Source organism: Pseudomonas sp. R3-41 (assembly GCF_054161485.1).
Genome location: NZ_CP096421.1, coordinates 2,209,788 through 2,231,392 on the forward strand (window position 1 = coordinate 2,209,788; position 21,605 = coordinate 2,231,392).

The window sequence follows — 21,605 nt, forward strand, 5'->3', positions numbered from 1 at the left end:
AGTGGGGTTCATTCACTGGTGAGGGCCGCCACCGGGTCGAGGCGGGCGGCCTTGCGGGCAGGCATGAAGCCGAAGACAACGCCGGTGACCAGGGCGCAGCCAAAGGCGCCGAACACCGCCAGCCATTCGAAGGCCACGGCGATCTTGCCCAGCAACAGGGCGCCACCCACCAGCAGGGCCAGGCCGATACCGGCGAGCCCGCCGACCACCGAGAGCATCACCGCTTCGGTGAGGAATTGGCGCAGGATGTCCCGTTGGCGGGCGCCGGTGGCCATGCGGATACCGATCTCGCGAGTGCGTTCGCGCACGGTCATGAGCATGATGTTCATCACGCCGATGCCGCCCACCAACAGCGAAATAGCCGCGATAGCGCCGAGCATCAGCGACAGCGTGCCCTGGGTACGGGCCTCGGCCTGGATCATCGCGGCGTTGTTGGTCAGTTCGAAATCCTGCTTGCCTTCATGCAGGCGCAACAGCGTTCGGGAGACGGCTTGCTCGGCCTCCTGGACCTTGCTTGCATCCCGGGCGGCGATCACTACGTACTCGGGATGGCGGCTGCCGAACAGCCGCACACTGGCGGCGGAGTATGGGATGGCGACGCGATTGTCGGCGTCCGAATCCCCGGAGCTGGCGCCTTTTTCCGCCAGTACGCCGACCACCTGGAACGGCATGTTCTCGATCAGGATGTAACGGCCGATGGGGTCGGCGACGTCCTTGAGCAGTTTCTGCCGGACCTTGTGGCCGATCACCGCCACCGCCGCGGCGCCGCGTTCGTCGGCGTCGCTGAAGTAGCTGCCTTCGGCCACCGGCCAATTGAAGATGATCGGGAAGTTGGTGTCGTTGCCGCCGACGTAGCTGGTGTGGTCGAGGTTGCCGAACCGTACGCTGGCTTCGGCGCCGTTGACCGGCATGATGCGCTGCACTTCGGGCAGGGCGGCGAGGGCGGCCAGGTCGTATTCGCTGATGATGCCCTTGGTGGCTCGCGGCGTGGGCGCGATGCCGTTGAGGTAGATGATGTTCGAGCCGAACGCGCCCATCTGGGCCATGACTTGGCGCTTGCTGCCTTCGCCCACGGCCAGCATCACCACCACCGAGGCCACGCCGATGACGATGCCGAGCAGGGTCAGGGCGGTGCGAAAGCGGTTGATCCACATCACCCGCCATGCCGCTTGCACCGCGTCCACCAATTCGCCTTTCCAGGCACCGTTGTGTTCGCTGCCGGCACTCAGGCGCTGGCGCAGGTCCACGGCCTGTAAGGCCTTTGGATTGGCTTGCACGTCGTGCGGCAAAGCGGTGGCGCTGTCACTGATGATCAACCCATCGCGGATCTCGATGATGCGCTTGGCCCGGGCCGCCACCTCGCGGTCGTGGGTGATCAGGATCACCACGTGGCCCTGGCTCGCCAGTTCGTCGAGCAACGCCATGACCTCGATGCCGCTCTGGCTGTCGAGGGCGCCAGTGGGTTCGTCGGCGAGAATGATATGGCCGCCATTCATCAAGGCCCGGGCGATCGACACCCGCTGCTGCTGCCCGCCAGAAAGTTGATGGGGACGGTTGCCGGTGCGGCTGGCCAGGCCCAGGCGGTCAAGCAAAGCGCTGGCCCGGGCGTGGCGCTCGGCGGCGGAAGTGCCGGCGTAGATCGCCGGCATTTCGACGTTTTCCTGGGCGGTGCCGGAGGGAATCAGGTGATAGCCCTGGAACACGAAACCGAACGCTTCGCGCCGCAGCCAGGCCAATTCATCGCTGCCCAGGTTGGCGACGTCTTCGCCCGCGAAACGGTACTCGCCGCGGGTGGGGCGGTCGAGGCAGCCAAGGATGTTCATCAAGGTGGATTTGCCGGAGCCGGACGCCCCGACAATCGCCAGGAACTCCCCGGCGTGAATGGCCAAGTCGATGCCGCGCAGCACCTCCACCCGAGGGCTGTCGCCGCCGCCATAGGCCTTGCGAATGTCCCGCAGTTCGATCAGGGGCGTATTCATTCAGCCTCCGCTGCCGCTGGCCGAGCCGATCAGCACCCGGTCGCCTTCGCTCAAGCCGTCGAGAATCTGCGTGCGCAGGCGATCGCTGACGCCCGTGCGAACGGTGCGCGGCTGGACATCGCCATTGTCGGCCAGCACCTGCACCTGATTGGCGTCTTGCAGGGCAGCGATGGGCACGGTCAGCACGTCCTTGGCTTGGGCGGCAACGAAAAACACCTGGGCGGTCATGTCGGTCATCAAGGCGCGGTCGGCGTTGTCCACGTCCAGCAACACGGTGTAGAGCACCACCCGTTCGCTGCCGCTGCGGCCACCGGTGGGGCTGCCGCCCTGGCTGGCTTCCAGCGGGCGCGGCGGCACCGGGAGGATCTGGCGCACGGTGCTGCTCCAGCGCCGGTTGCCGCCGGCCAGGGTGGTGAAGTAGGCGGTCATGCCCGGCTTGACGTGGCCGATATCGGCTTCCGACACTTCGGCCCAGACCGTCATCGGCGACAGCCGGGCGATGCGCAGGATCAACGGCGTCTGCTGCTGGGCGTTGAGGGTCTGGCCTTCCCGGGCGCCGACGGCGACCACGGTGCCGCTCATCGGCGCATAGATGCGTGTGTAGCCCAACTCGGCCTCGTCGCTGCGCAGGCTGGCCTGGGCCTGGCGGATCTGGGCCTGGAACATGTCGATGCGAGCCTGGGTCGCGCGCACTTCGGCCTGGGCGGTCTGCACGTCTTCCTCGCGGGTGGCGCCGCCGGCCTTGAGTTGCTGCTGGCGACGGAATTTCTGCTGCGCCAGGTCGTGCTGGGCGCGTTGCTCCTGAAGCTGGGCTTTGAGGTTCTCGATGGAAAAGCGCCCGGCGTCGAGCTTGGCTTTTTGCGTGGACGGGTCGATTTCCACCAGCAACTGGCCTTCACGGACCTCGTCGCCGGCTTCCACATGAATCTTCTGGATCTGCCCGGACGCCTGGGCGCCGACGTCGACATAACGCCGCGGTTGCAAGGTGCCCAGGGCAGTGACGCTGTTTTCGATATCGCCCCGGGTGACGGGGGCAGTGACCAGGGGCTCACGACTTGGCGCGACCGCTTGCCACGCGGCGAAGGCCACGGCCGGAAGCAGGGCGAAGGTGAGAAGCCAGGCGCGTCGGGTAGGGCGGGGACGTTTCATGCAGGGTTCCGGCCAGTGATATCGGGCCCGTCCGAGGAAGGGCAGGGATGGGAGGCTGTTCTGGTAAACGAGCGTTCCGGGCGGGAATTTACTGGTGTGAAACACTTGGTAGCAGGTTGGAAAAAATCAATTGCAGCGCCACAGCCCCTGTGGCGAGGGAGCTTGCTCCCGCTGGGGCGCGAAGCGGCCCTAAAACCTGAATCCCGGTTATGTCAGATTCAATGGTGTTACCTGCCTTGGGCCTGCTGCGCAGGCCAGCGGGAGCAAGCTCCCTCGCCACAAAAGCAATACCTGGCGGCGGTTGAAGTAAACGAATCAGCCTTGATACAAACCAACCCTTTAAATCTATATGAGAATTACTATAAATTACGCGATTGAATCTGCCACTATCGTGCCATGCCCTTTTCAGGCATGCCGGGTGGCACAAGGATAGCTGTCGCAGTCATTGCGCACGGGAGTCATGTTGGAAAACTACTATCGCGAGCTGGTGTGTTTCCTGAACGCCAGGCTAGGCAACCGCCAGGCGGCCGAGGATGTGGTGCATGACGCTTATGTGCGGGTGCTGGAGCGTGCCAGCGACACGCCCATCGAACAGCCGCGGGCGTTTCTCTACCGTACGGCGCTGAACCTGGTGATCGACGGGCATCGGCGCAATACCCTGCGTCAGGTCGAATCCCTGGATGTGCTGGACAGCGAAGAACGCTTCTTCACCCCATCGCCCCATATCAGCTTCGACCATGGCCAGCGCCTGGACATGCTGCAGCGTGCCCTGGCCGAGCTGCCGCCGCTGTGCCGCGAGAGTTTCCTGCTGCGCAAGCTCGAAGGCCTGTCCCACCCGCAGATCGCCGAGCGCCTGGGCATTTCCCGGGCGCTGGTGGAAAAACACATCGTCAACGCCATGAAGCACTGCCGCGTTCGCGTGCGACAGTGGGACGCGCCCTGATTCGATCGTCACCGGTCACCCTGCGGTAAATTTTTTTTCATTGTCCTCGTTCCTCTCAACAGACGACTTGCCGGCGCCTCGAGCGCCGGTCAGGTTCCCCAGGCTTTTCGTGCCCTGTTGAGGGGCTTTTCCAGAGGACACTGGACATGACACAGGCAATTGCATCGCCCATCGTTCACGACTTGATCGGCATTGGCTTCGGCCCTTCGAACCTGGCGCTGGCCATCGCGCTGCAGGAGCGGGGGCCGGCCCAGGGTGAACTGGACGTGTTGTTCCTCGACAAGCAGGCCGATTACCGCTGGCACGGCAACACCCTGGTGACCCAGAGCGAGTTGCAGATTTCCTTCCTCAAGGACCTGGTGACCCTGCGCAACCCCACCAGCCCGTATTCGTTCGTCAATTACCTCAAGCACCACGGCCGCCTGGTGGATTTCATCAACCTGGGCACCTTCTACCCGTGCCGCATGGAGTTCAATGACTACCTGCGCTGGGTGGCCGGACACTTCACCGAGCAGAGCCGTTATGGCGAGGAAGTGCTGCGCATCGAACCGGTGCTGCATAACCAGCAGGTCGAAGCGCTGCGAGTGATTTCCCGCGATGCCCAGGGTGAAGAGTTGATCCGCACCACCCGCTCTCTGGTGGTCAGTGCCGGCGGTACCGCGCGCATCCCCGAGGCGTTCAAGGCGTTCAGGGATGATGCGCGGGTGTTCCACCATTCCCAGTACCTGGAGCGCATGGCGAGCCAGCCGTGCGTGAAGGGCCAGCCGATGAACATCGCCATTATCGGCGGCGGGCAGAGCGCGGCGGAGGCCTTTATCGACCTCAACGACAGCTTCCCTTCGGTACAGGTCGACATGATCCTGCGCGGCTCGGCCCTCAAACCGGCGGATGACAGCCCGTTCGTCAACGAAGTGTTCTCTCCGGAATTCACCGACCTGGTGTTCCAGCAACCCCACAGCGAGCGCGAGCGGTTGGTCAACGAGTACCACAACACCAACTATTCGGTAGTGGACATCGATTTGATCGAACGCATCTACGGGATTTTTTACCGCCAGAAAGTCTCCGGCATCGCCCGTCATGCGTTCCGCACCCTCACCACGATTGAGAAAGCCACGGCCACCGACGCGGGCGTGGAACTGGCGGTGCGCAACAACGCCACGGGCGAGCTGACGGTGCGCCGTTATGACACCGTGGTCTTGGCCACCGGTTACGAGCGGCAGATGCACCGCACCCTGCTGGAGCCGCTGGCGCAGTACCTGGGGAATTTCGAGGTGGATCGCAACTACAAGCTGATCACCGACGAGCGCTGCAAGGCGGCGATCTACATGCAGGGCTTCTGCCAGGCCAGCCATGGCCTGAGCGACACCCTGTTATCGATCCTGCCGGTGCGTGCCGATGAAATTGCCGGCTCGCTGTATGAACATGGGAACAATCGTGGGCAGGCGCGTCCGGTGCGCGATCGGTTGCTCGCCGCTGTGTAGGCCAGACCTGCGCCAAGTGTCAATCAATGCAAAACCCCCTGTGGGAGCGGGCTTGCTCGCGAAGGCGGTGTGACAGTTGGCATCAATGTCACTGACCCACTGCCTTAGCGAGCAAGCCCGCTCCCACAGGTCATAGGTTTGGCCCTGAAGGGGGCGACCTGGGTCACTCGCAGGAAATTTTTCAGAAACTTCCTACACTCATGTCATGCGTCTGTTCGACAGGCGCATCGACGGTTCGCTGTTCCCTCGTATTGGCAGTCTGAACCCACAACCGGTCACCCTGACTGAAGTCGGTGGTTTCCGGGCCGACTACGCCATGCGAAACACCTCGAACAGATGAAGCTCCTTCTACGCACGGGCCTGGTGGCGCTGCTGGGCTCATTGAGTATGGCGCCACAGGTGGGCGCGGCGCCTGAGTCGTTGCAGGTGCTCGGGCGCTCCCATGTGGATGATTATTCGGTGTCCCTCGCCGCCGCCGACTGGGGCTGGTTGCGCCAGAAGGGCACGTTGCTGCTGGGCGCCTCGGCGCCGGACTATGCGCCTTTCAGCATCACCGGCAATGGCCGCGACTACGAAGGCCTGACCGCGGACTACGCACAATTGCTGGGGCAACTCCTGCACATCAAGGTGCAGGTCCAGCGCTACCCGTCCCGTGCCGAATCGCTCCAGGCCCTGCGCGGCGGTGAGATCGACCTGCTCGGCACCGCCAATGGCTTCGAAGCCGCCGATCCGGACCTGGCGATGTCCCAGGCCTATGCCGATGACCTGCCTACCCTCGTGGCCCGCATCGACGACAGCCAGGATTTGCCCACGGACCTGGCCGGCAAGCGCGTGGCGATGCTCTATCACTACTTGCCGCCGGAGACGGTCGAGGCATTTTATCCCGACGCTGCCTTTCAATTGTTCCCCTCGACCTTGGGTGCCATCGGAGCCGTGGCGTTCGGTCAGGCCGACGTCTACCTGGGAGACTCGATCAGTTCCAACTACCTCATCAGCAAGAATTACCTGAACAACGTCCAACTGGCCGATTTCTCGCGCCTGGAGGTGCAGCCGTTCGCCTTTGCGGTCAGCCGCGACAATGCGCGGATGCTGCGCATCGTCAACGCCGCGCTGCAAGCCATTCCTGCCAGCGAACGCATGATCATCCTGCGGCGCTGGAGCGCTGGCGGGGCGAGCATGCCGGGGCAGCAGGCCTTGCATTTCAGCGTCAAGGAACAGCGTTGGCTAGACGCCCATCCGCGGATCAAGGTGGCGGTCAACGAAAACTTCCTGCCGCTGACGTTCTTCGATGAACAAGACCATTTGCGCGGCATCGGCGCCGATGTGCTGGCCCGGATCAGCTTGCGCACCGGTTTGAAATTCGATGTGCAGCGGGGCGATTCGGTTGACGATTTGATCGGCCAGATCAAGAGCGGCAAGGCCGACGTCTTGGCCACCGCCATCCCCAGCGCCGAACTCGAAGATGAGTTGCGTTTTACCCGACCCTACCTGGCGAACCCGTTCGTGCTGGTGGTGCCGCTCAAGGCCAAGGCGCTGACCCTGGACCAGATGGCCGGCAAGCGCCTGGCGCTGGTGCGTGGCAACGTGCTGCGCGAATTCCTGCTGGAGCAGTTCCCCCGGGTGCAGTTGGTGGCGGCGCAGAACGCGGCCGACGCCATGGCCATGGTCGCCGCCGGCACGGCGGATGCGGCGATCAATCCGCTGATCAGTGCCCGCTACATGATCTCCCGCCAGTACCGCGACACCCTGCAAGTCACCAGTACCGTGGGCACCTTGCCCGCGTACGTTGCCCTGGCGACGAACCGGGACGCCTTGGCGCTTCATTCGATCCTGGACAAGGCGCTGTTGAGCATTTCGCCCGAGGAAATGGACGAGCTGACCAACCGCTGGCGCAGTGAAGTGGTGATCGACAACAGTTATTGGCTGCGCAACCGCACCACGATTCTGCGAGGGTTTACCGTTGCTGCGTTGCTGTTGCTGGTGGCCTTTGGCTGGGGCGTTTATCTGCGGCGGCTGCTGGAACAGTTGCGCGTGGCCAAGGAAAGCGCCGACGAAGCCAATCGGGCCAAGACCACCTTCGTGGCGACCATGAGCCATGAGATCCGCACGCCGATGAATGCGGTGATCGGCCTGCTGGAGCTGGCCCTGAAAAAAGCCGACCAGGGCGTCGTGGACCGCTTCGCCATCGAAGTCGCGTCGGGCGCCGCCCATGGCATGCTGGACTTGATCGGCGACATCCTCGACATCGCCCGAATCGAGTCGGGCAAGCTGTCGCTGGCGCCGCAACGGGCCAATTTACGCGGGTTGATCGAGTCGGTGGCGCGGATCTTCGAGGGCCTGGCCTGGCAGAAACACTTGCGTTTGCACTGGGTACTGGATGCTACGGTCGATTGCGACGTGTTGGTCGATCCGTTGCGTTTCAAGCAGGTCGTCTCGAACCTGCTGAGCAACGCCATCAAGTTCACCGACCAAGGCGAAGTGCGCCTGAGTGTGCGCGGCGAGTTGAACCCTGAGCACAAGCACTTGGGCATTTGCCTGCGGGTCGAGGACACCGGTTGCGGTATTTCCCCCGAGGACCAGCGCCGCCTGTTCAGCCCCTTTACCCAGGCCGGCCATCACCCCCAGTCGGCCCGCAGCGGTTCCGGGTTGGGGTTGGTCATCAGCCGCACGTTATGCGAAATGATGGGCGGCACCCTGGCATTACACAGCGTGCCAGGGGAGGGCACGCAGGTCGAAGTCTTGCTGGAGTTGCCCATGCTCGACGCGCTGTCGACGCTGCCGCCCAGCCAGGACGAGGCGCCGCCGGCGGTCCGGGCGCTGAGTATCCTGGTGGTCGACGACTACCCGGCCAACCGCTTGCTGCTGTCTCAGCAACTGGGCTACCTGGGTCATCGTGTCCAGGAGGCACAGAACGGTATCGACGGCCTGCAGGCTTGGCGCAGCGAACATTTCGATGTGGTCATCACCGACTGCAACATGCCCTTGATGAGCGGCTACGAACTGGCCCGGGCCATTCGCGACGAAGAGCGCGAGCGCAATTTGTCGCCCGTGGTGATCCTGGGGTTCACGGCCAACGCCCAGCCTGAGGAAAAGCAGCGCTGCGCCGAAGCCGGGATGGACGATTGCCTGTTCAAGCCCATCGGCCTCAGGGAGCTCAATGCGTGCCTGGCCTCGGTCACGCCGGATGCGCTGGCGCCCCGGCCCCGCGATGGCATCGACTTGGCCGGCCTGGAACAACTGACCGGCAGCGACACGAGCGCCATGAAGGCGTTGTTGGAAGAACTGGTCAGCAGCAATGCCGAAGATCTCGTGCGACTGCTGCACTTGGCCACCCGACAAGACTTGCCGGGCCTGGCGGACCTGGCGCACCGGATCAAGGGCGGGGCGCGGATCATCCAGGCGCAACGCCTGATTGCTGCCTGCGAGGCGCTGGAAGAGGCTTGCCGAGAAGGCAACGTGTCGCTGCTCACCGAAGCCGTGGAAAACCTACGCCAAGCCATCGACCACCTGGCCGAACAACTGAAAACCTACATGGAAGGGGTAAAAACTGAGTAGGAGCTGTAGGAACTGTAGGAGCCGTAGGAGCTGACGAGTGCAACGAGGCTGCGATCTTTCCCCTGACACTTGAGTCCCAAGCGAAAGATCAAAAGATCGCAGGCTTCGCCAGCTCCTACAGAATCCGAGCAAAAAGATAAATGTCTTCGCCACAAGGGCTTCGTCTGGCTTCATTTTAGGAATAGTCCTACATCGCCCTTCAAACGCTTCCTCTAGCCTGAGCGCCCTTAATGTTCTTGAGCCGGTGCCTACCTGGCGCGTTGCTATTGGAAAGCTTGCCATGCCGAACAAAGCACTTCGTATCCTGATTGCCGATACCCAACACACCCATCGAATCGTGCTGGAACGTCTGTTCAATCAACAAGGCTACTTCCGGATTGTCCCCGTGAGCCATTTGCAAGAGTTGCTGACGCTGGTGGAGTACGGCAGCGAGCCGTTCGACCTGATTGTCGTCAACGCGCAGTTGGCAGGCGAGGCGCTGGATTTGCACGATTTTGTTGTCTATAACCCACAGGTTCGCCACGGGATGCTTTACAACGCGCAATCGGCCAGTCAGTCGCCGGTGCCTGTCGCGCGTCGATCGAACCTGCATCTGAGCCCGGCGCCACTGCCGGACCTGGCTTCGCTGCGGCGTTTGATGGAGCGGGTTGATCCTCAGGTCCATGAGCCGTTGCAGGCGTGGGCGCGCGCCCTCAGGCAGGGTCATGGACACTGAACCCGACCGTCGGTCCGCACTGTCAGGTCTGACAGGTGGCACGGCCAGACGTTTGTGCAAGAGTCCGGTGCGGTCATGGCGCCGGTGCCGTTTGTATTGTTTTGGGGAGTTGCCTTGAAAGACGTGTTGATCGTGGATGACCACCCTGTCATACGAGGGGCGCTGCGGCTCATTTGCCAGAATGAGGCATTCACCCACATCCGGGACGCCAGCGGGGCGGCCGATGCCAGGGCCATCATCAAGGAGGGCGCGCCGGACCTGGTGATCCTGGACCTGGTGATGAACGGTTTCGATGGCCTCGACCTGCTGGTCTGGATCATGGCCCAGTTTCCTGAATGCAGCGTGTTGGTGTTCACCTCCCAGGACGCTCAGCACTTCTGCAACCGCTGCATCTCGGCCGGGGCCCGGGGGTTTGTGACCAAGAAAAGCGACTTGAAGGAGCTGACCAAGGCCATCCAGGCGTTGAAGTCCGGTTATGCCTATTTTCCCCAGACATCCGTCCGGCTGGATTTCCAACAACGCAGTGAACAGCAGGCCCTGGAAAGCCTTTCCACCCGCGAACTGTCCATCTTGCGCATGCTGGCCATGGGCATGCGTGGCAAGGACATCGCCGAAAGCCTGTTCTTGAGCCCGAAAACCGTCAGCACCTACAAGACGCGCCTGTTGGAAAAACTCTGCTTGCAATCCCTGGTGGGGCTGTCGGAGTTTGCCAAGCGCAATCACCTTTGAATGAGTGATACCGAAACCTGTGGGAGCGGGCTTGCTCGCGAATGCGGTGTGTCAGCAAGCATTTACTTCACTGACACTCCGCATTCGCGAGCAAGCCCGCTCCCACAAGGGGAACTGTGGGGACATTGTAGTTTTTCCAGATGCTTAATCGTTCTCTGGATAGAACGCTATAGCCGGTTTTTGCCGTCTAGTGCTTCAAGGGTGTCGGTTTTAAGCTATCTCCATCGAGTTGCAACACCTGATTTGGAGACACGGCATGAAAAACATCATCGGCCTCTACACCAGCCCGCGGCCCCATTGGGTCGGCGATGGCTTCCAGGTGCGCACGCTGTTTTCCTACGACAACCTGGGCAAGCACATCAGCCCGTTCCTGCTGCTGGACCACGCCGCCCCCACCGAATTCACGCCCACCACCGAGCGGCGTGGCGTCGGCCAGCACCCGCATCGTGGGTTCGAAACCGTGACCATCGTCTACCAGGGCGAACTGGAGCACCGTGATTCCACCGGCAGCGGCGGCAAGATCGGTCCCGGCGACGTGCAATGGATGACTGCCGCTTCCGGCATCATCCACGAAGAGTTCCACTCCGAAGCCTTCGCCCGGCAGGGCGGCTTCATGGAAATGGTCCAGCTGTGGGTCAACCTGCCCGCCAAGGACAAAATGGCCCCGGCCGGCTACCAAACGATCCTCAAGGGCGACATTCCGAACATTGCCCTGAAGGACAACGCCGGCAGCCTGCGCCTGATCGCCGGGCGCTTCGAAGGGCATCAAGGCCCGGCACGGACCTTCACGCCCATCGACGTCTGGGACATTCGCTTGAATGCCGATAAGAACCTCACCCTTGACCTGCACGAAGGGCACAACACCGCCCTGGTGGTGCTGCGGGGCTCGGTCCAGGCCAATGGCCGCGAACGGATCGAGGCCGGACAGATGGCCCTGTTCGACCGGGCCGGCGACCAATTAAGCCTGCAAGCCAATAATGACGCGGTGGTGCTACTGCTCAGTGGCGAGCCGATCGACGAGCCCATCGTCGGCCATGGTCCGTTCGTGATGAACAGTGAACAGGAAATCCACCAGGCCTTCGAGGATTTCCATTCCGGACGCTTTGGCCGGATGCAAGACTGACGCTAGCCACGCAGGGCCAATGTGGGAGCGGGCTTGCTCGCGAAGGCGGTGTGTCAGTGAAGTAAATGTCTGCTGACACACCGCCTTCGCGAGCAAGCCCGCTCCCACAGGAGTCTTGTGGGGGATCTCTACAGCGTCTTCAATCTGTGCCAATCTTCGCCAATCGCCCTCCTGGAGCTGTTCCGATGCTGTTTCTGATCTCCGAGCACCCGTTGCTCTGTGCCCTGGCACTGCTGGTGTTCGACTTGTTGATGTGGCACTTGGTCAGTGCGGATCGGATCTATTGGAAAGTCGGCGCAAGGCTGGTGATTTTTTCGCTGTTCAGCGTGCTGCTGTTCAACGAAGGCCTCAACCCCATGGTGCCGGCGCAGTGGGTCGACGATGTGCCTCGGCACCTGGCGGCGACCGGTTTGCAGATCACCTGGTGGCTGTTCGCCGCGCGAACCCTGACCGTGCTGATCGTGGCGGCGTTGATGCAACGGGTCGGCCACACCGGGCGCTTGTTGCAGGATTTGCTCGGCGCGGTGATTTTCCTCATCGCCGTCATCGCGGCACTTGCCTATGTGCTGGATCTGCCGGTCAAGGGCGTGCTGGCGACGTCCGGCGCAATGGCGATCATCGTTGGCCTGGCCTTGCAGAGCACACTCAGCGACGTGTTTTCCGGGATCGTGCTCAATACCACTAAGCCCTACCAGGTCGATGACTGGATTTCCATCGATGGCACCGAAGGCCGGGTCACCGACATCGACTGGCGTGCCACGCGATTGCAAACCTCCCAAGGCAGCATGGCGGTGATCCCCAACTCGCTGGCGGCGAAAGCCAAGATCGTCAACTTCAGCCGACCCAGCGACATGCATGGCTTGGCCATCAGTCTCCAGGTCAGCCCCCATGCGCGTCCGCAAAAGGTGATCGACGCGTTGGAGCGGGCAATGATCGGTTGTCGTGCGCTGCTTGCCACTCCGGCGCCCTGTGTCACGCTCAAAAGCACCGGTAGCGGCGGGGCGGAATACGAGATCAGCGGATTCGTGGCGTCGATGGGGCAGAAGCGGGAGGTGCGCAATCAACTATTCGACCTGGCGTTCCGGCATTTGCAAGCGTCGGGCGTGAGTCTGTTGTCCACCAGCGAAAGCACGGCCTCCATCGGCGTGTCGCGCCCTCGGGCGCTGCTGGAAAGCTCGAGCATTTTTTCGACGCTACGCCCGGACGAAAAAGATGTTTTCAGCCAGAACATGACATTACAAAGCTTCCGCGCCGGCGATGTGATCCTGGCGGCGGGAGAGGTCAGCGATCATCTGTTCATCATTGAATCCGGGGTGGTCAGCGTGACCCTCATGCGCAACGGCCAGCCACTCGAGGGCGGGCGCATGGGGCCAGGGGAGGTGATCGGCGAAGCCGGGATCGTCGCCGAGCAGGCGGCGCTGGCTAATTTTAACGCCAAGACCTTCTGCACTCTTTACCGCATCGAGAACAGCTACCTCAAGCCGTGCCTCGAAGCCCGTCGCGACATCAACGACGCGATGAAAAACCTGCTGGACGTGCGCATGCACCTGGCCCAGAACCTGACCCGCGAAGCCCCCAAGCCGATCGCCAAGAAGCGCTTTTTGCAATGGTTGCGTAGCCGGGCCTGAAGCACTCTCGAACGCTCACGGCCCCCTGTGGCGAGGGAGCTTGCTCCCGCTGGGTGGCGCAGCCGCCCCAAATGACCTGACACCGTTTCCCTGTCGGACCGTGTCGGCTGGGTTACGACTGCTTCGCAGCCGAGCGGGAGCAAGCTCCCTCGCCACAAAGGCTTGCGTCCATTTCCAGGTTGAGCCTCGGCCTTCATTGGCCACCCGAACTTCCCAACAATTGGCTATTTGTACCGCGCCCCTGCACCGCTAACGTAGCGCTACACCCAATTGCTGTCCTGGAGTTCACCATGCAACCGCGCATCGATTTCTACACCGCTTCCCCCGACGCTTTCAAAGCCATGCTGGCCCTGGAAAATGCCGCCTCGAACCTGGGCCTGGAGAAGTCCCTGCTGGAGCTGGTCAAGCTGCGTTCCTCACAGATCAACGGCTGCGCCTTCTGCATCGACATGCACACCGCCGATGCCCGCAAGGACGGCGAGACCGAACGTCGCCTGTACGCCGTGACCGCCTGGCGTGAAGCGCCATTCTTCACCGGCCGCGAGCGCGCCGCGCTGGCCTGGACCGAAGCCCTGACGCGCCTGAGCGACACCCACGCGCCGGACGCCGACTATGCCTTGCTGAGCGAACATTTCAGCCCCAAGGAAATGGTCGACCTGACCGTAGCGATCAACGCCATCAATGGTTGGAACCGCTTGGCGGTGGGCTTTCGCAAGATGCCTGAGGCCTGAGACGCCTCGATCCAGAAAGGGTGAGCCCTGTGGGAGCGAGCCTGCTCGCGATAGCGGTCTGACAGTTCATGCACCATTGACTGACACACCGCCATCGCGAGCAGGCTCGCTCCCACAGATTGATCATCGATAGGCTCTTTCCTAGGCGCCCAGGCTCCAGTCATCCCGCGCTGGGAACTTCGCCCGTTTGATCTTCTTCTACCTACAACAGGCGGCGTCAGCCGTCTTTTGCAAAGGAGTCGATCATGCAAGTTCAAGTCAATAGCAACGATATCGAAGGCAGCGCCCGCCTGCAGGAGTGGGTGGGCGGTACGGTGGTGGACACGCTGCAGCGTTTCGAGGGGCAACTGGCCCGGGTTGAAGTTCATGTCAGCGATGAGAATGCCCAAAAGGGCGGCGCTGCCGACAAGCGCTGCCAGATCGAGGCACGCCTGCAAGGGCTCTCGCCGATGTCTGTCTCCCACAAGGCCGCAAGCCTCGAACTGGCCGTGGAGGGCGCCGCCGATAAAATGCTGCACGCGCTCGATCATCAGATCGGCAAACTCAACCCCGCCATCGAACCGATGGGACGCGTGACTGCGCCCACTGATGAAGCACCACCCGAGGTGGTGGACGCGATGCTGGAGGAAGATTTCCTCGAAAACCAAGAGGCGCGTGGCAAAGAATAAGGAGGCGATCATGACCGCTCATCAACCTTTCAACCGGCAGGTATTGGCCGAACTCCTGGCGTTCGACGAACAGCCGAGTCTTTCGTTGTACATGCCCACGCACCGTACATTCCCTGAACGCAGCCAGGACCCGATCCGCTACAAGAACCTGGTTCGCGACCTGCAGGCGCAACTGGAACAACAGCACCCGGACCTTGACGGTGCGCCGTTGCTCCAGTCTTTTCACGCGTTGGTGGACGACCAGGACTTCTGGAACTCTAATCGGGACGGCATTGCGGTGTTCGGCGCCCGCGACTACTTCAAAGTCATTGCGGTGAATCAACGCTTGCCGCAACGCGCCGTTGCCAACAGTCACCCTTATCTCAAGCCGTTGTTGCGGCTGGTCCAATCCACCGACCGTTATCAAGCGCTGTGCCTGACCCGCAACGAAGTCTGGCTGTATGAAGGCTCCTCGGAGCAGCTAGAGAAAATCGAGCTGGCCGAGCAGGTGCCGCGCAACCAGAACGAGGCCCTGGGCGACGAGCTGACCCCGGGCAACCAACAGGGTTTTCCTAACGGTTTCAGCCGCAGTGGCGAGCGTGGCGATGCGATGATGCATGAGGCCGCCGGCGGCGGTAAGCAGGACGAAATCAACCTCGACCGCGAGCGCTTTTTCCGCGTCGTGGATAAAGCGATCCTGCAATACCATTCACAACCTTCAGGGCTGCCCATGATCCTGGTGGCCCTGCCGGAAAACCAGGCCGTGTTCCGTGCCGTCAGCCACAACTCGCAACTGCTGCCCCAGGGGATCGAGATTGACCCGTCCAGGCTTGGCGTCGAGGCGTTGCGTGTCCACTGCTCGAAGCTCATGGCCCACAGCTATGCCGATCACGTTGTCGACAGCTTGAATCGCTACGGCATCGCGGTGGGGCAGGGACGGGCACTGGATAACCTGGCCGACATCGCCAAGGCCGCCAGGGAAGGCCGCGTCGCGCTGCTGCTGGTGGAGGCCGAGCGCCAGGTTCCTGGCCAGCTCGACTTGGACAAGGGACGGTTGCTGATTGACGAGAGCGGCGATGAACTGGCCCCGGATGTACTGGATGAACTGATCCTGGCCGTGACCCGGCAGGGGGGCGAAGTGGTGGTGATTCCACCCGAGCATGTGATGCCGACCGGCACGGGCGCGGCGGCGGTGTGCCGGTTCTAGTTCAATCGTGGTTTAGCGCTAAACCCTGTGGGAGCGGGCTTGCTCGCGAAAGCGGCGTGTCAGGCGACATCATTCTCGAATGTGCTGCCGCCTTCGCGAGCAAGCCCGCTCCCACATTATTTTTATGTCAGGCGGTCGGACGGCGTTTGCTTCCTATTAATAGGAAGCATTACTATTCACGCCCCGTTTCCACAGCGCGCCGTGATGACCCCCAAGCTGCCCCGCAGACCCGGCTTTTTCGAGCATTACGAAGAGTTGATCGGCACCTGGACCCGTCGCCTGCGCAATCGCCAGCAGGCCGAGGACCTGGCCCACGACACCTTCGTACGGGTGCTTGAGGCCGATTCGAGCGGGGTCGAGCTGCCGCGGGCCTATTTGCATCAGACGGCGCGCAACATTGCAGTGGATGGCTATCGGCGCGAAGATCGACGGGGGGCCATGGAAGAGGCTGTCATCGACCCTGGTCAGTCGTTTTCGGGCGACCCGGAGCATTTCATGCACGCGATCCAACTGGCGGACTCCATCGAGCGGGCGCTTGCCGAGCTGCCTGCCAACTGCCGCACGGTGTTCGTCTGGCAGAAGATCGAAGGCCTGACCCAGGCGGAAATCGCCGAGCGCCTGGGCCTGTCAAAAAACATGGTGGAAAAGTATATGATCCGCACCCTGCGGCATCTGCGCGATCGCCTGGACGGACCAGGCCAATGATCCGTCGCCCTCTTTCACCTGAGCCACAGGACCTTCCATGATGGATAGCCGTGAATGCCCGTGCGGGCAGGACAGGGTTCGCGACGCGGCGGCGCATTGGTTCGTGCGTTTGCAAGCGCCCGCCATGAGTATCGAGGAGCGCCAGGCTTTCAACGCCTGGCTGGACGAACATCCCAACCACCGCGACGAAATCCAGTTGCTCCAGGGCATCTGGAGCGCCACCGACCTGCTGCCCAAGGAACGCCTGCAAGCCTTGTGCGAACCACCTGCCGAACGTCCCAAGCGTCGGCCGCTGTTGCGCTACGCCGTTGCCGCCGGATTGTTCGCGGTGGCCTTGGGGTTGGGGCTGTTCAGCGGCTTGAGTTCTTCCACCGACTACAGCGGCGAATACGCCACCGCCTTCGGCGAGCGTCGGCATATTGCCCTGCCGGACGGCTCGGTGATCGACCTCAACAGCCGCAGCCGCGTGCGGATTGAATTCGCACACCGTCAACGCCGGGTGGAACTGGCCGAAGGCGAGGCCTTGTTCACGGTCGAGCATGATGCGGGCCGGCCCTTCACCGTCGAGACGGGCAACGGCCAGGTGACGGTGACCGGAACGCGCTTCGATGTGCGCCGTGACGCCGACAGGACTCGGATTGCGGTGGCGCAGGGCAGCGTCAAGGTCCAGGGACGCGCCGCGCCGCCGGCTCGGTTCGTCAGCCTGACGGCGGGCCTGGGCACCCAGATTGATGCCCAGGGCCAAGTCGCCACGCCTTACGCGGTCAACGCCGAGGCGCTCACCGCCTGGCGCAGCGGCAAACTGGTGTTCGACAACGCGCCGCTCAAGGATGTGGTTGAAGAAGTTTCCCGCTATCGCACCCAGCCCCTGCGGGTCGGCAGCGCGGCGGTGGGCAACCTGCGCCTGACCAGCGTGTTCCGCGCCGACGATCCCGAGGCACTGCTCAAGGCGCTGCCGAACATTCTGCCGGTGGCCGTGCGCACGCTGGATGACGGCAGCCAGGAAATAATTTCGAAATAAATTCAGGTTTTTTCCGAGTTCATCGTCTTCTTGTCCAACTGCAACTGGTTTGCATTAACAGACGCGTATTCTTGCGATCAACAGGACAAGGTTCGACGTGAAAAAAACCGCCAAACACCACAACCGTACCCCGGCACGCTGGCTGCCGCTGGCCCTGACCCTGGCGGTCAGCGCCGCAGTGCCCCAGGCGTTCGCCGCCCAGGCCGCCACCGCCATTCACATCCAGGCGCAGCCGTTGGGCCAAGCCTTGAGCCAGCTCGGCCAGCAAACCGCGTTGCAGGTGTTCTTCAGCCCCGAGCTGGTGGCGGGCAAGCAAGCGCCGGCGGTGGACGGCAACCTGTCCCCGGAGGCGGCCTTGCGCCAATTGCTCCAGGGCAGCGGCCTGCAATACCAGATCGATAATGGTTCGGCGACCGTGTTGCCGGCGCCCTCGGCCTCCAGCGCTGGCCCGCTGGAACTGGGTGCCACTGAGATCCAGGTGGTCGGTGACTGGCTCGGCGACGCCAATGCCGAGGTGGTGCAGAACCACGCCGGTGCGCGTACGGTGATCCGCCGCGAAGCGATGGTGGAGCAGGGCGCCATGAATGTCGGCGATGTGCTGCGCCGCGTACCGGGTGTGCAGGTCCAGGACGCCAACGGCACCGGCGGCAGCGATATTTCCCTGAACGTCGGCGTGCGCGGCCTGACCTCGCGCTTGTCACCACGCTCCACGGTGTTGATCGACGGCGTACCGGCGGCATTCGCGCCCTACGGCCAGCCGCAACTGTCCATGGCGCCGATTTCCTCGGGCAACCTGGACAGCATCGACGTGGTGCGCGGCGCCGGTTCCGTGCGCTACGGGCCGCAGAACGTTGGCGGGGTGATCAACTTCGTGACCCGTGCCATTCCGGAAAAAGCCACCGGTGAAATCGGCACCACCCTGGAAACCTCCCAGCGCGGTGGTTGGAAACACATCGACACGGCTTTCCTCGGTGGCACTGCCGACAACGGCCTGGGCGTGGCGCTGTTGTATTCGGGCGTCAACGGCAACGGCTATCGCCAGAGCAACAACGGCAACGACATCGACGACGTGATCCTCAAGACCCATTGGGCACCGACCGACGTCGACGACTTCTCGCTGAATTTCCACTATTACGACGCCAAGGCCGACATGCCCGGCGGTCTGAAACAGGCCCAATACGATGCGGACCCGTACCAGTCCGACCGCGACTGGGACAACTTCAGCGGCCGGCGCAAGGACGTGTCGTTCAAATGGATCCGCGAGATCAACGAGCGCACCCAGGCCGAGGTGCTGACCTATTACTCCGACAGCTACCGTGGCAGCACCATTGCCTCCCGGGACCAGCGCAACCTGGTGTCCTACCCGCGCACCTATTACACCTTCGGCATCGAGCCTCGGGTCTCCCACGTGTTTGACCTGGGGCCCACCACCCAGGAAGCCAGCGTCGGTTATCGCTACTTGAAGGAAGGCATGCACGAAGAGGCTAGCCGCCTGGCGTTGGTGGATAACAAGCCAGTGGTGGGCCCGGGTTCCGACGGCCACGTCTACCAGGACCGTACCGGCGGCACTGAAGCCCACGCGGTGTATATCGATGACAAGATCGATGTCGGCAAATGGACCATCACCCCGGGCATCCGCTTCGAAAGCATCAGCACCGAATGGCACGACCGTCCGGTGCTCGACACCGCCGGCCGTCCCGTGGAGGAAAAACGCCGCAGCATCGACAGCAACGAGCCGCTGCCGGCCCTGAGCGTGATGTATCACCTGTCGGACGCCTGGAAGCTGTTCGCCAACTACGAAACCTCGTTCGGCAGCCTGCAATATTTCCAGCTCGGCCAGGGGGGCGACGGCAACAACACCGCCAACGGCTTGAGCCCGGAAAAGGCCAAGACCTACGAGATCGGTACGCGTTACAACGATGACGTGTGGGGCGGGGAAGTGACGCTGTTCTACATCGACTTCGACGACGAGCTGCAGTACATCAGCAACGACGTGGGCTGGACCAACATGGGCGCCACCAAGCACCAAGGCCTGGAAGCTTCCGTGCACTACGACATGGCCGCGCTCGACCCTCGCCTCGAAGGCCTCACCGCCACCGCCGGTTTCACCTACACCCGGGCGACGTATGAAGGTGAGATCCCCAGCTTCAAGGGCCGTGACCTGCCGTTCTATTCCCGCCAGGTGGCCAACATGGGCCTGCGGTACGAGGTCAACCGCTGGACCTACAACCTCGACGCCTTCGCCCAGTCCAAGCAACGCTCACCGGGCAACAGCGTGAACGCCGATGGCAGCTTCAGCGGCGACTACATCACCGATGGCACCGCCGATGGGCAATACGGCGACATGCCGGGTTATGTGCTCTGGAACGTGCGCGCCGGCTATGATTTCGGCGAGCAACTGTCGAACCTGAAAGTCGGCGCCGGGGTGAAAAACCTGTTCGACCACCAGTACTACACCCGCTCCAGCGACAACAACTCGGGCATTTACGTCGGCGCACCGCGCACGTTCTTTGTGCAGGCGAGTGTGGGGTTCTGATCTGGAACCCAGATTCCAGGGGCTGAAAACAGCTTTTGCAGCTCAATACCCTCCTGTGGCGAGGGAGCTTGCTCCCGCTGGGCCGCGAAGCGGCCCCAAAACCTACTGAACACCGCATCCACAGGTTTACGACTGCTTCGCAGCCGAGCGGGAGCAAGCTCCCTCGCCACAGGGAATGGGATGAGGCCTCAACAAGCGGTGCCAGGCCTCAGACCTTCAACACTTTCCCACTGGCCGCCACCGCCACCAGCGATAGCGCAATCAGCCCGAAGGCAATGCTCAAGCTGCTGCCATGGGCAACGAAACCGATCAGCGCCGGGCCGGCGAGGATGCCGGCGTAGCCGATGGTGGTGATGGCCGGCACGGCGATCGCTTCCGGCATCAGGGTCTGTTTGCCGACAGCGGTGTACAACACCGGCACGATGTTTGAACAGCCGGCGCCCACCAACGCATACCCCAGCAACGCTGCTTGCCACATCGGTGCGAGGGTCGCCAGCAGGAACCCCGCCGCAGCGATCGACCCGCCGTAGATGATCACGCGTCTGGCGCCCAGGCGATGCACCACCGCGTCGCCGGTCAGGCGGCCTACGGTCATGGTCAGCGCGAACGCGGCATAACCCAACCCGGCATAGGCGGTATCCACCGCGCGCTCGGTGGTCAGGAACACCGCGCTCCAGTCCAGCACCGCGCCTTCAGCCAGGAACACGATGAAACACAGGATGCCGATAAACAGCACCACGCCATGGGGAATGGCAAACGCCGGTCCCGAGCTTTCACTGCCATACGGCAACAGGTGCGGCGCCGCCTTGAACAACGCCACCAACAGCACCCCATTGACCACCAACGTCGCCCCCAGCGGCGAAAGTCCCAGGCCGAGCAGGGCGCTCACTCCGGCTGCGCCAATGATCCCGCCAAGGCTGAACATGCCGTGGAAACCCGACATCATGGTCTTGCCGCTGGCCCGCTCGACGATCACCGCTTGCAGGTTCACGGTCGAGTCCACGGTGCCGAGCCCGGCGCCAAACAGGAACAGCGCAGCCACCAGCCAGGGCAGGAAGGTCATCGTCGCCAGCAACGGCAACGCCAGGCAGATCAGGATCGTGCCGCCGCTGAGCACCCGACGGCAGCCGAACCGCGTCGCCAGCGCGCCGGAAATCGGCATCGCCAGGATCGACCCGACCCCAAGGCATAGCAGCAGCAAGCCGAGGGTGCCTTCATCCAGGTTCGCCCGCACCTTGGCGTAAGGCACCAGCGGCGCCCAGGCGGCGATGCCGATGCCGGCGATGAGATAGGCGATGCGGGTGGACATTTGTTCCAGGCGTCCGGGGACAAAGGTAGGCGGGGGCGTGATGGCAGTCATGAAACGTCCTTGGCTTTCGTGCGGTGCGGTGCGGTGATGCAGGCAGGGGGCCTATGCTTGCATATCCACTGACCGCACCGCGACCCCAAGGTGCCG

Annotated in this window: 16 protein-coding genes; 13 read left to right on the top strand and 3 right to left on the bottom strand. The window is 62.8% G+C overall.

Going from position 1 to position 21,605, the window contains the following annotated elements:
• Positions 1-8 precede the first annotated feature (8 nt).
• Together M1D99_RS09915 and M1D99_RS09920 are read right to left on the bottom strand one after the other, a co-directional pair.
• Entirely contained in the window at positions 9-1,979 is a 1,971-nt protein-coding gene (locus M1D99_RS09915; RefSeq protein WP_458131716.1) for a MacB family efflux pump subunit, read from the bottom strand.
• A complete protein-coding gene (locus tag M1D99_RS09920; protein WP_186708685.1) occupies positions 1,980-3,128 on the bottom strand; it encodes an efflux RND transporter periplasmic adaptor subunit in 1,149 nt (382 codons plus the stop codon).
• 460 nt (positions 3,129-3,588) lie between these two features.
• Here M1D99_RS09920 and M1D99_RS09925 point away from each other — a divergent pair, with 460 nt between their 5' ends.
• The 13 genes from M1D99_RS09925 to M1D99_RS09985 all read left to right on the top strand — a co-directional run bounded on the left by M1D99_RS09925 (position 3,589) and on the right by M1D99_RS09985 (position 20,149).
• Positions 3,589-4,071, top strand: a complete 483-nt coding sequence (locus M1D99_RS09925; RefSeq protein ID WP_186708687.1) for a sigma-70 family RNA polymerase sigma factor — start codon at positions 3,589-3,591, stop codon at positions 4,069-4,071.
• A 146-nt stretch (positions 4,072-4,217) separates the two neighbouring features.
• A complete protein-coding gene (locus M1D99_RS09930) occupies positions 4,218-5,552 on the top strand; it encodes a lysine N(6)-hydroxylase/L-ornithine N(5)-oxygenase family protein (protein WP_458131717.1) in 1,335 nt (444 codons plus the stop codon).
• A 336-nt stretch (positions 5,553-5,888) separates the two neighbouring features.
• Complete coding sequence (locus M1D99_RS09935) at positions 5,889-9,107, top strand: ATP-binding protein (RefSeq protein WP_458131718.1); 3,219 nt, start codon at positions 5,889-5,891, stop codon at positions 9,105-9,107.
• Positions 9,108-9,387: 280 nt separating this feature from the next.
• A complete protein-coding gene (locus M1D99_RS09940) occupies positions 9,388-9,822 on the top strand; it encodes a PleD family two-component system response regulator (RefSeq protein ID WP_434574939.1) in 435 nt (144 codons plus the stop codon).
• 114 nt (positions 9,823-9,936) lie between these two features.
• Positions 9,937-10,551: a response regulator gene (locus M1D99_RS09945; protein ID WP_458131719.1), complete on the top strand. Its 615-nt coding sequence runs from the start codon at positions 9,937-9,939 to the stop codon at positions 10,549-10,551.
• A gap of 256 nt (positions 10,552-10,807) precedes the next feature.
• Positions 10,808-11,674, top strand: a complete 867-nt coding sequence (locus M1D99_RS09950; RefSeq protein ID WP_186708695.1) for a pirin family protein — start codon at positions 10,808-10,810, stop codon at positions 11,672-11,674.
• A 185-nt stretch (positions 11,675-11,859) separates the two neighbouring features.
• On the top strand, positions 11,860-13,302 hold the full coding sequence (locus M1D99_RS09955) for a mechanosensitive ion channel family protein (RefSeq protein WP_186708697.1): 1,443 nt from the start codon (positions 11,860-11,862) through the stop codon (positions 13,300-13,302).
• Between the two features lie 290 nt (positions 13,303-13,592).
• Positions 13,593-14,033, top strand: coding sequence for a carboxymuconolactone decarboxylase family protein (locus tag M1D99_RS09960; protein WP_053123536.1), 441 nt, complete (start codon positions 13,593-13,595; stop codon positions 14,031-14,033).
• 245 nt (positions 14,034-14,278) lie between these two features.
• Positions 14,279-14,701, top strand: a complete 423-nt coding sequence (locus M1D99_RS09965) for an HPF/RaiA family ribosome-associated protein (protein ID WP_186730762.1) — start codon at positions 14,279-14,281, stop codon at positions 14,699-14,701.
• A gap of 10 nt (positions 14,702-14,711) precedes the next feature.
• Positions 14,712-15,887 carry a baeRF3 domain-containing protein gene (locus M1D99_RS09970; RefSeq protein WP_434574943.1) on the top strand — a complete coding sequence of 392 codons (1,176 nt, stop codon included), beginning with the start codon at positions 14,712-14,714 and terminating at the stop codon, positions 15,885-15,887.
• Positions 15,888-16,091: 204 nt separating this feature from the next.
• The gene (locus M1D99_RS09975) at positions 16,092-16,592 is read left to right on the top strand and encodes a sigma-70 family RNA polymerase sigma factor (protein WP_186708703.1); all 501 of its coding nucleotides are present in this window, start codon (positions 16,092-16,094) and stop codon (positions 16,590-16,592) included.
• A 37-nt stretch (positions 16,593-16,629) separates the two neighbouring features.
• Positions 16,630-17,613: a FecR family protein gene (locus M1D99_RS09980; RefSeq protein ID WP_186708705.1), complete on the top strand. Its 984-nt coding sequence runs from the start codon at positions 16,630-16,632 to the stop codon at positions 17,611-17,613.
• Positions 17,614-17,710: 97 nt separating this feature from the next.
• The gene (locus M1D99_RS09985; protein WP_458131720.1) at positions 17,711-20,149 is read left to right on the top strand and encodes a TonB-dependent siderophore receptor; all 2,439 of its coding nucleotides are present in this window, start codon (positions 17,711-17,713) and stop codon (positions 20,147-20,149) included.
• Positions 20,150-20,357: 208 nt separating this feature from the next.
• Here M1D99_RS09985 and M1D99_RS09990 read toward each other — a convergent pair whose 3' ends face one another.
• The gene (locus M1D99_RS09990) at positions 20,358-21,509 is read right to left on the bottom strand and encodes an MFS transporter (protein WP_458131721.1); all 1,152 of its coding nucleotides are present in this window, start codon (positions 21,507-21,509) and stop codon (positions 20,358-20,360) included.
• Positions 21,510-21,605: the final 96 nt, after the last annotated feature.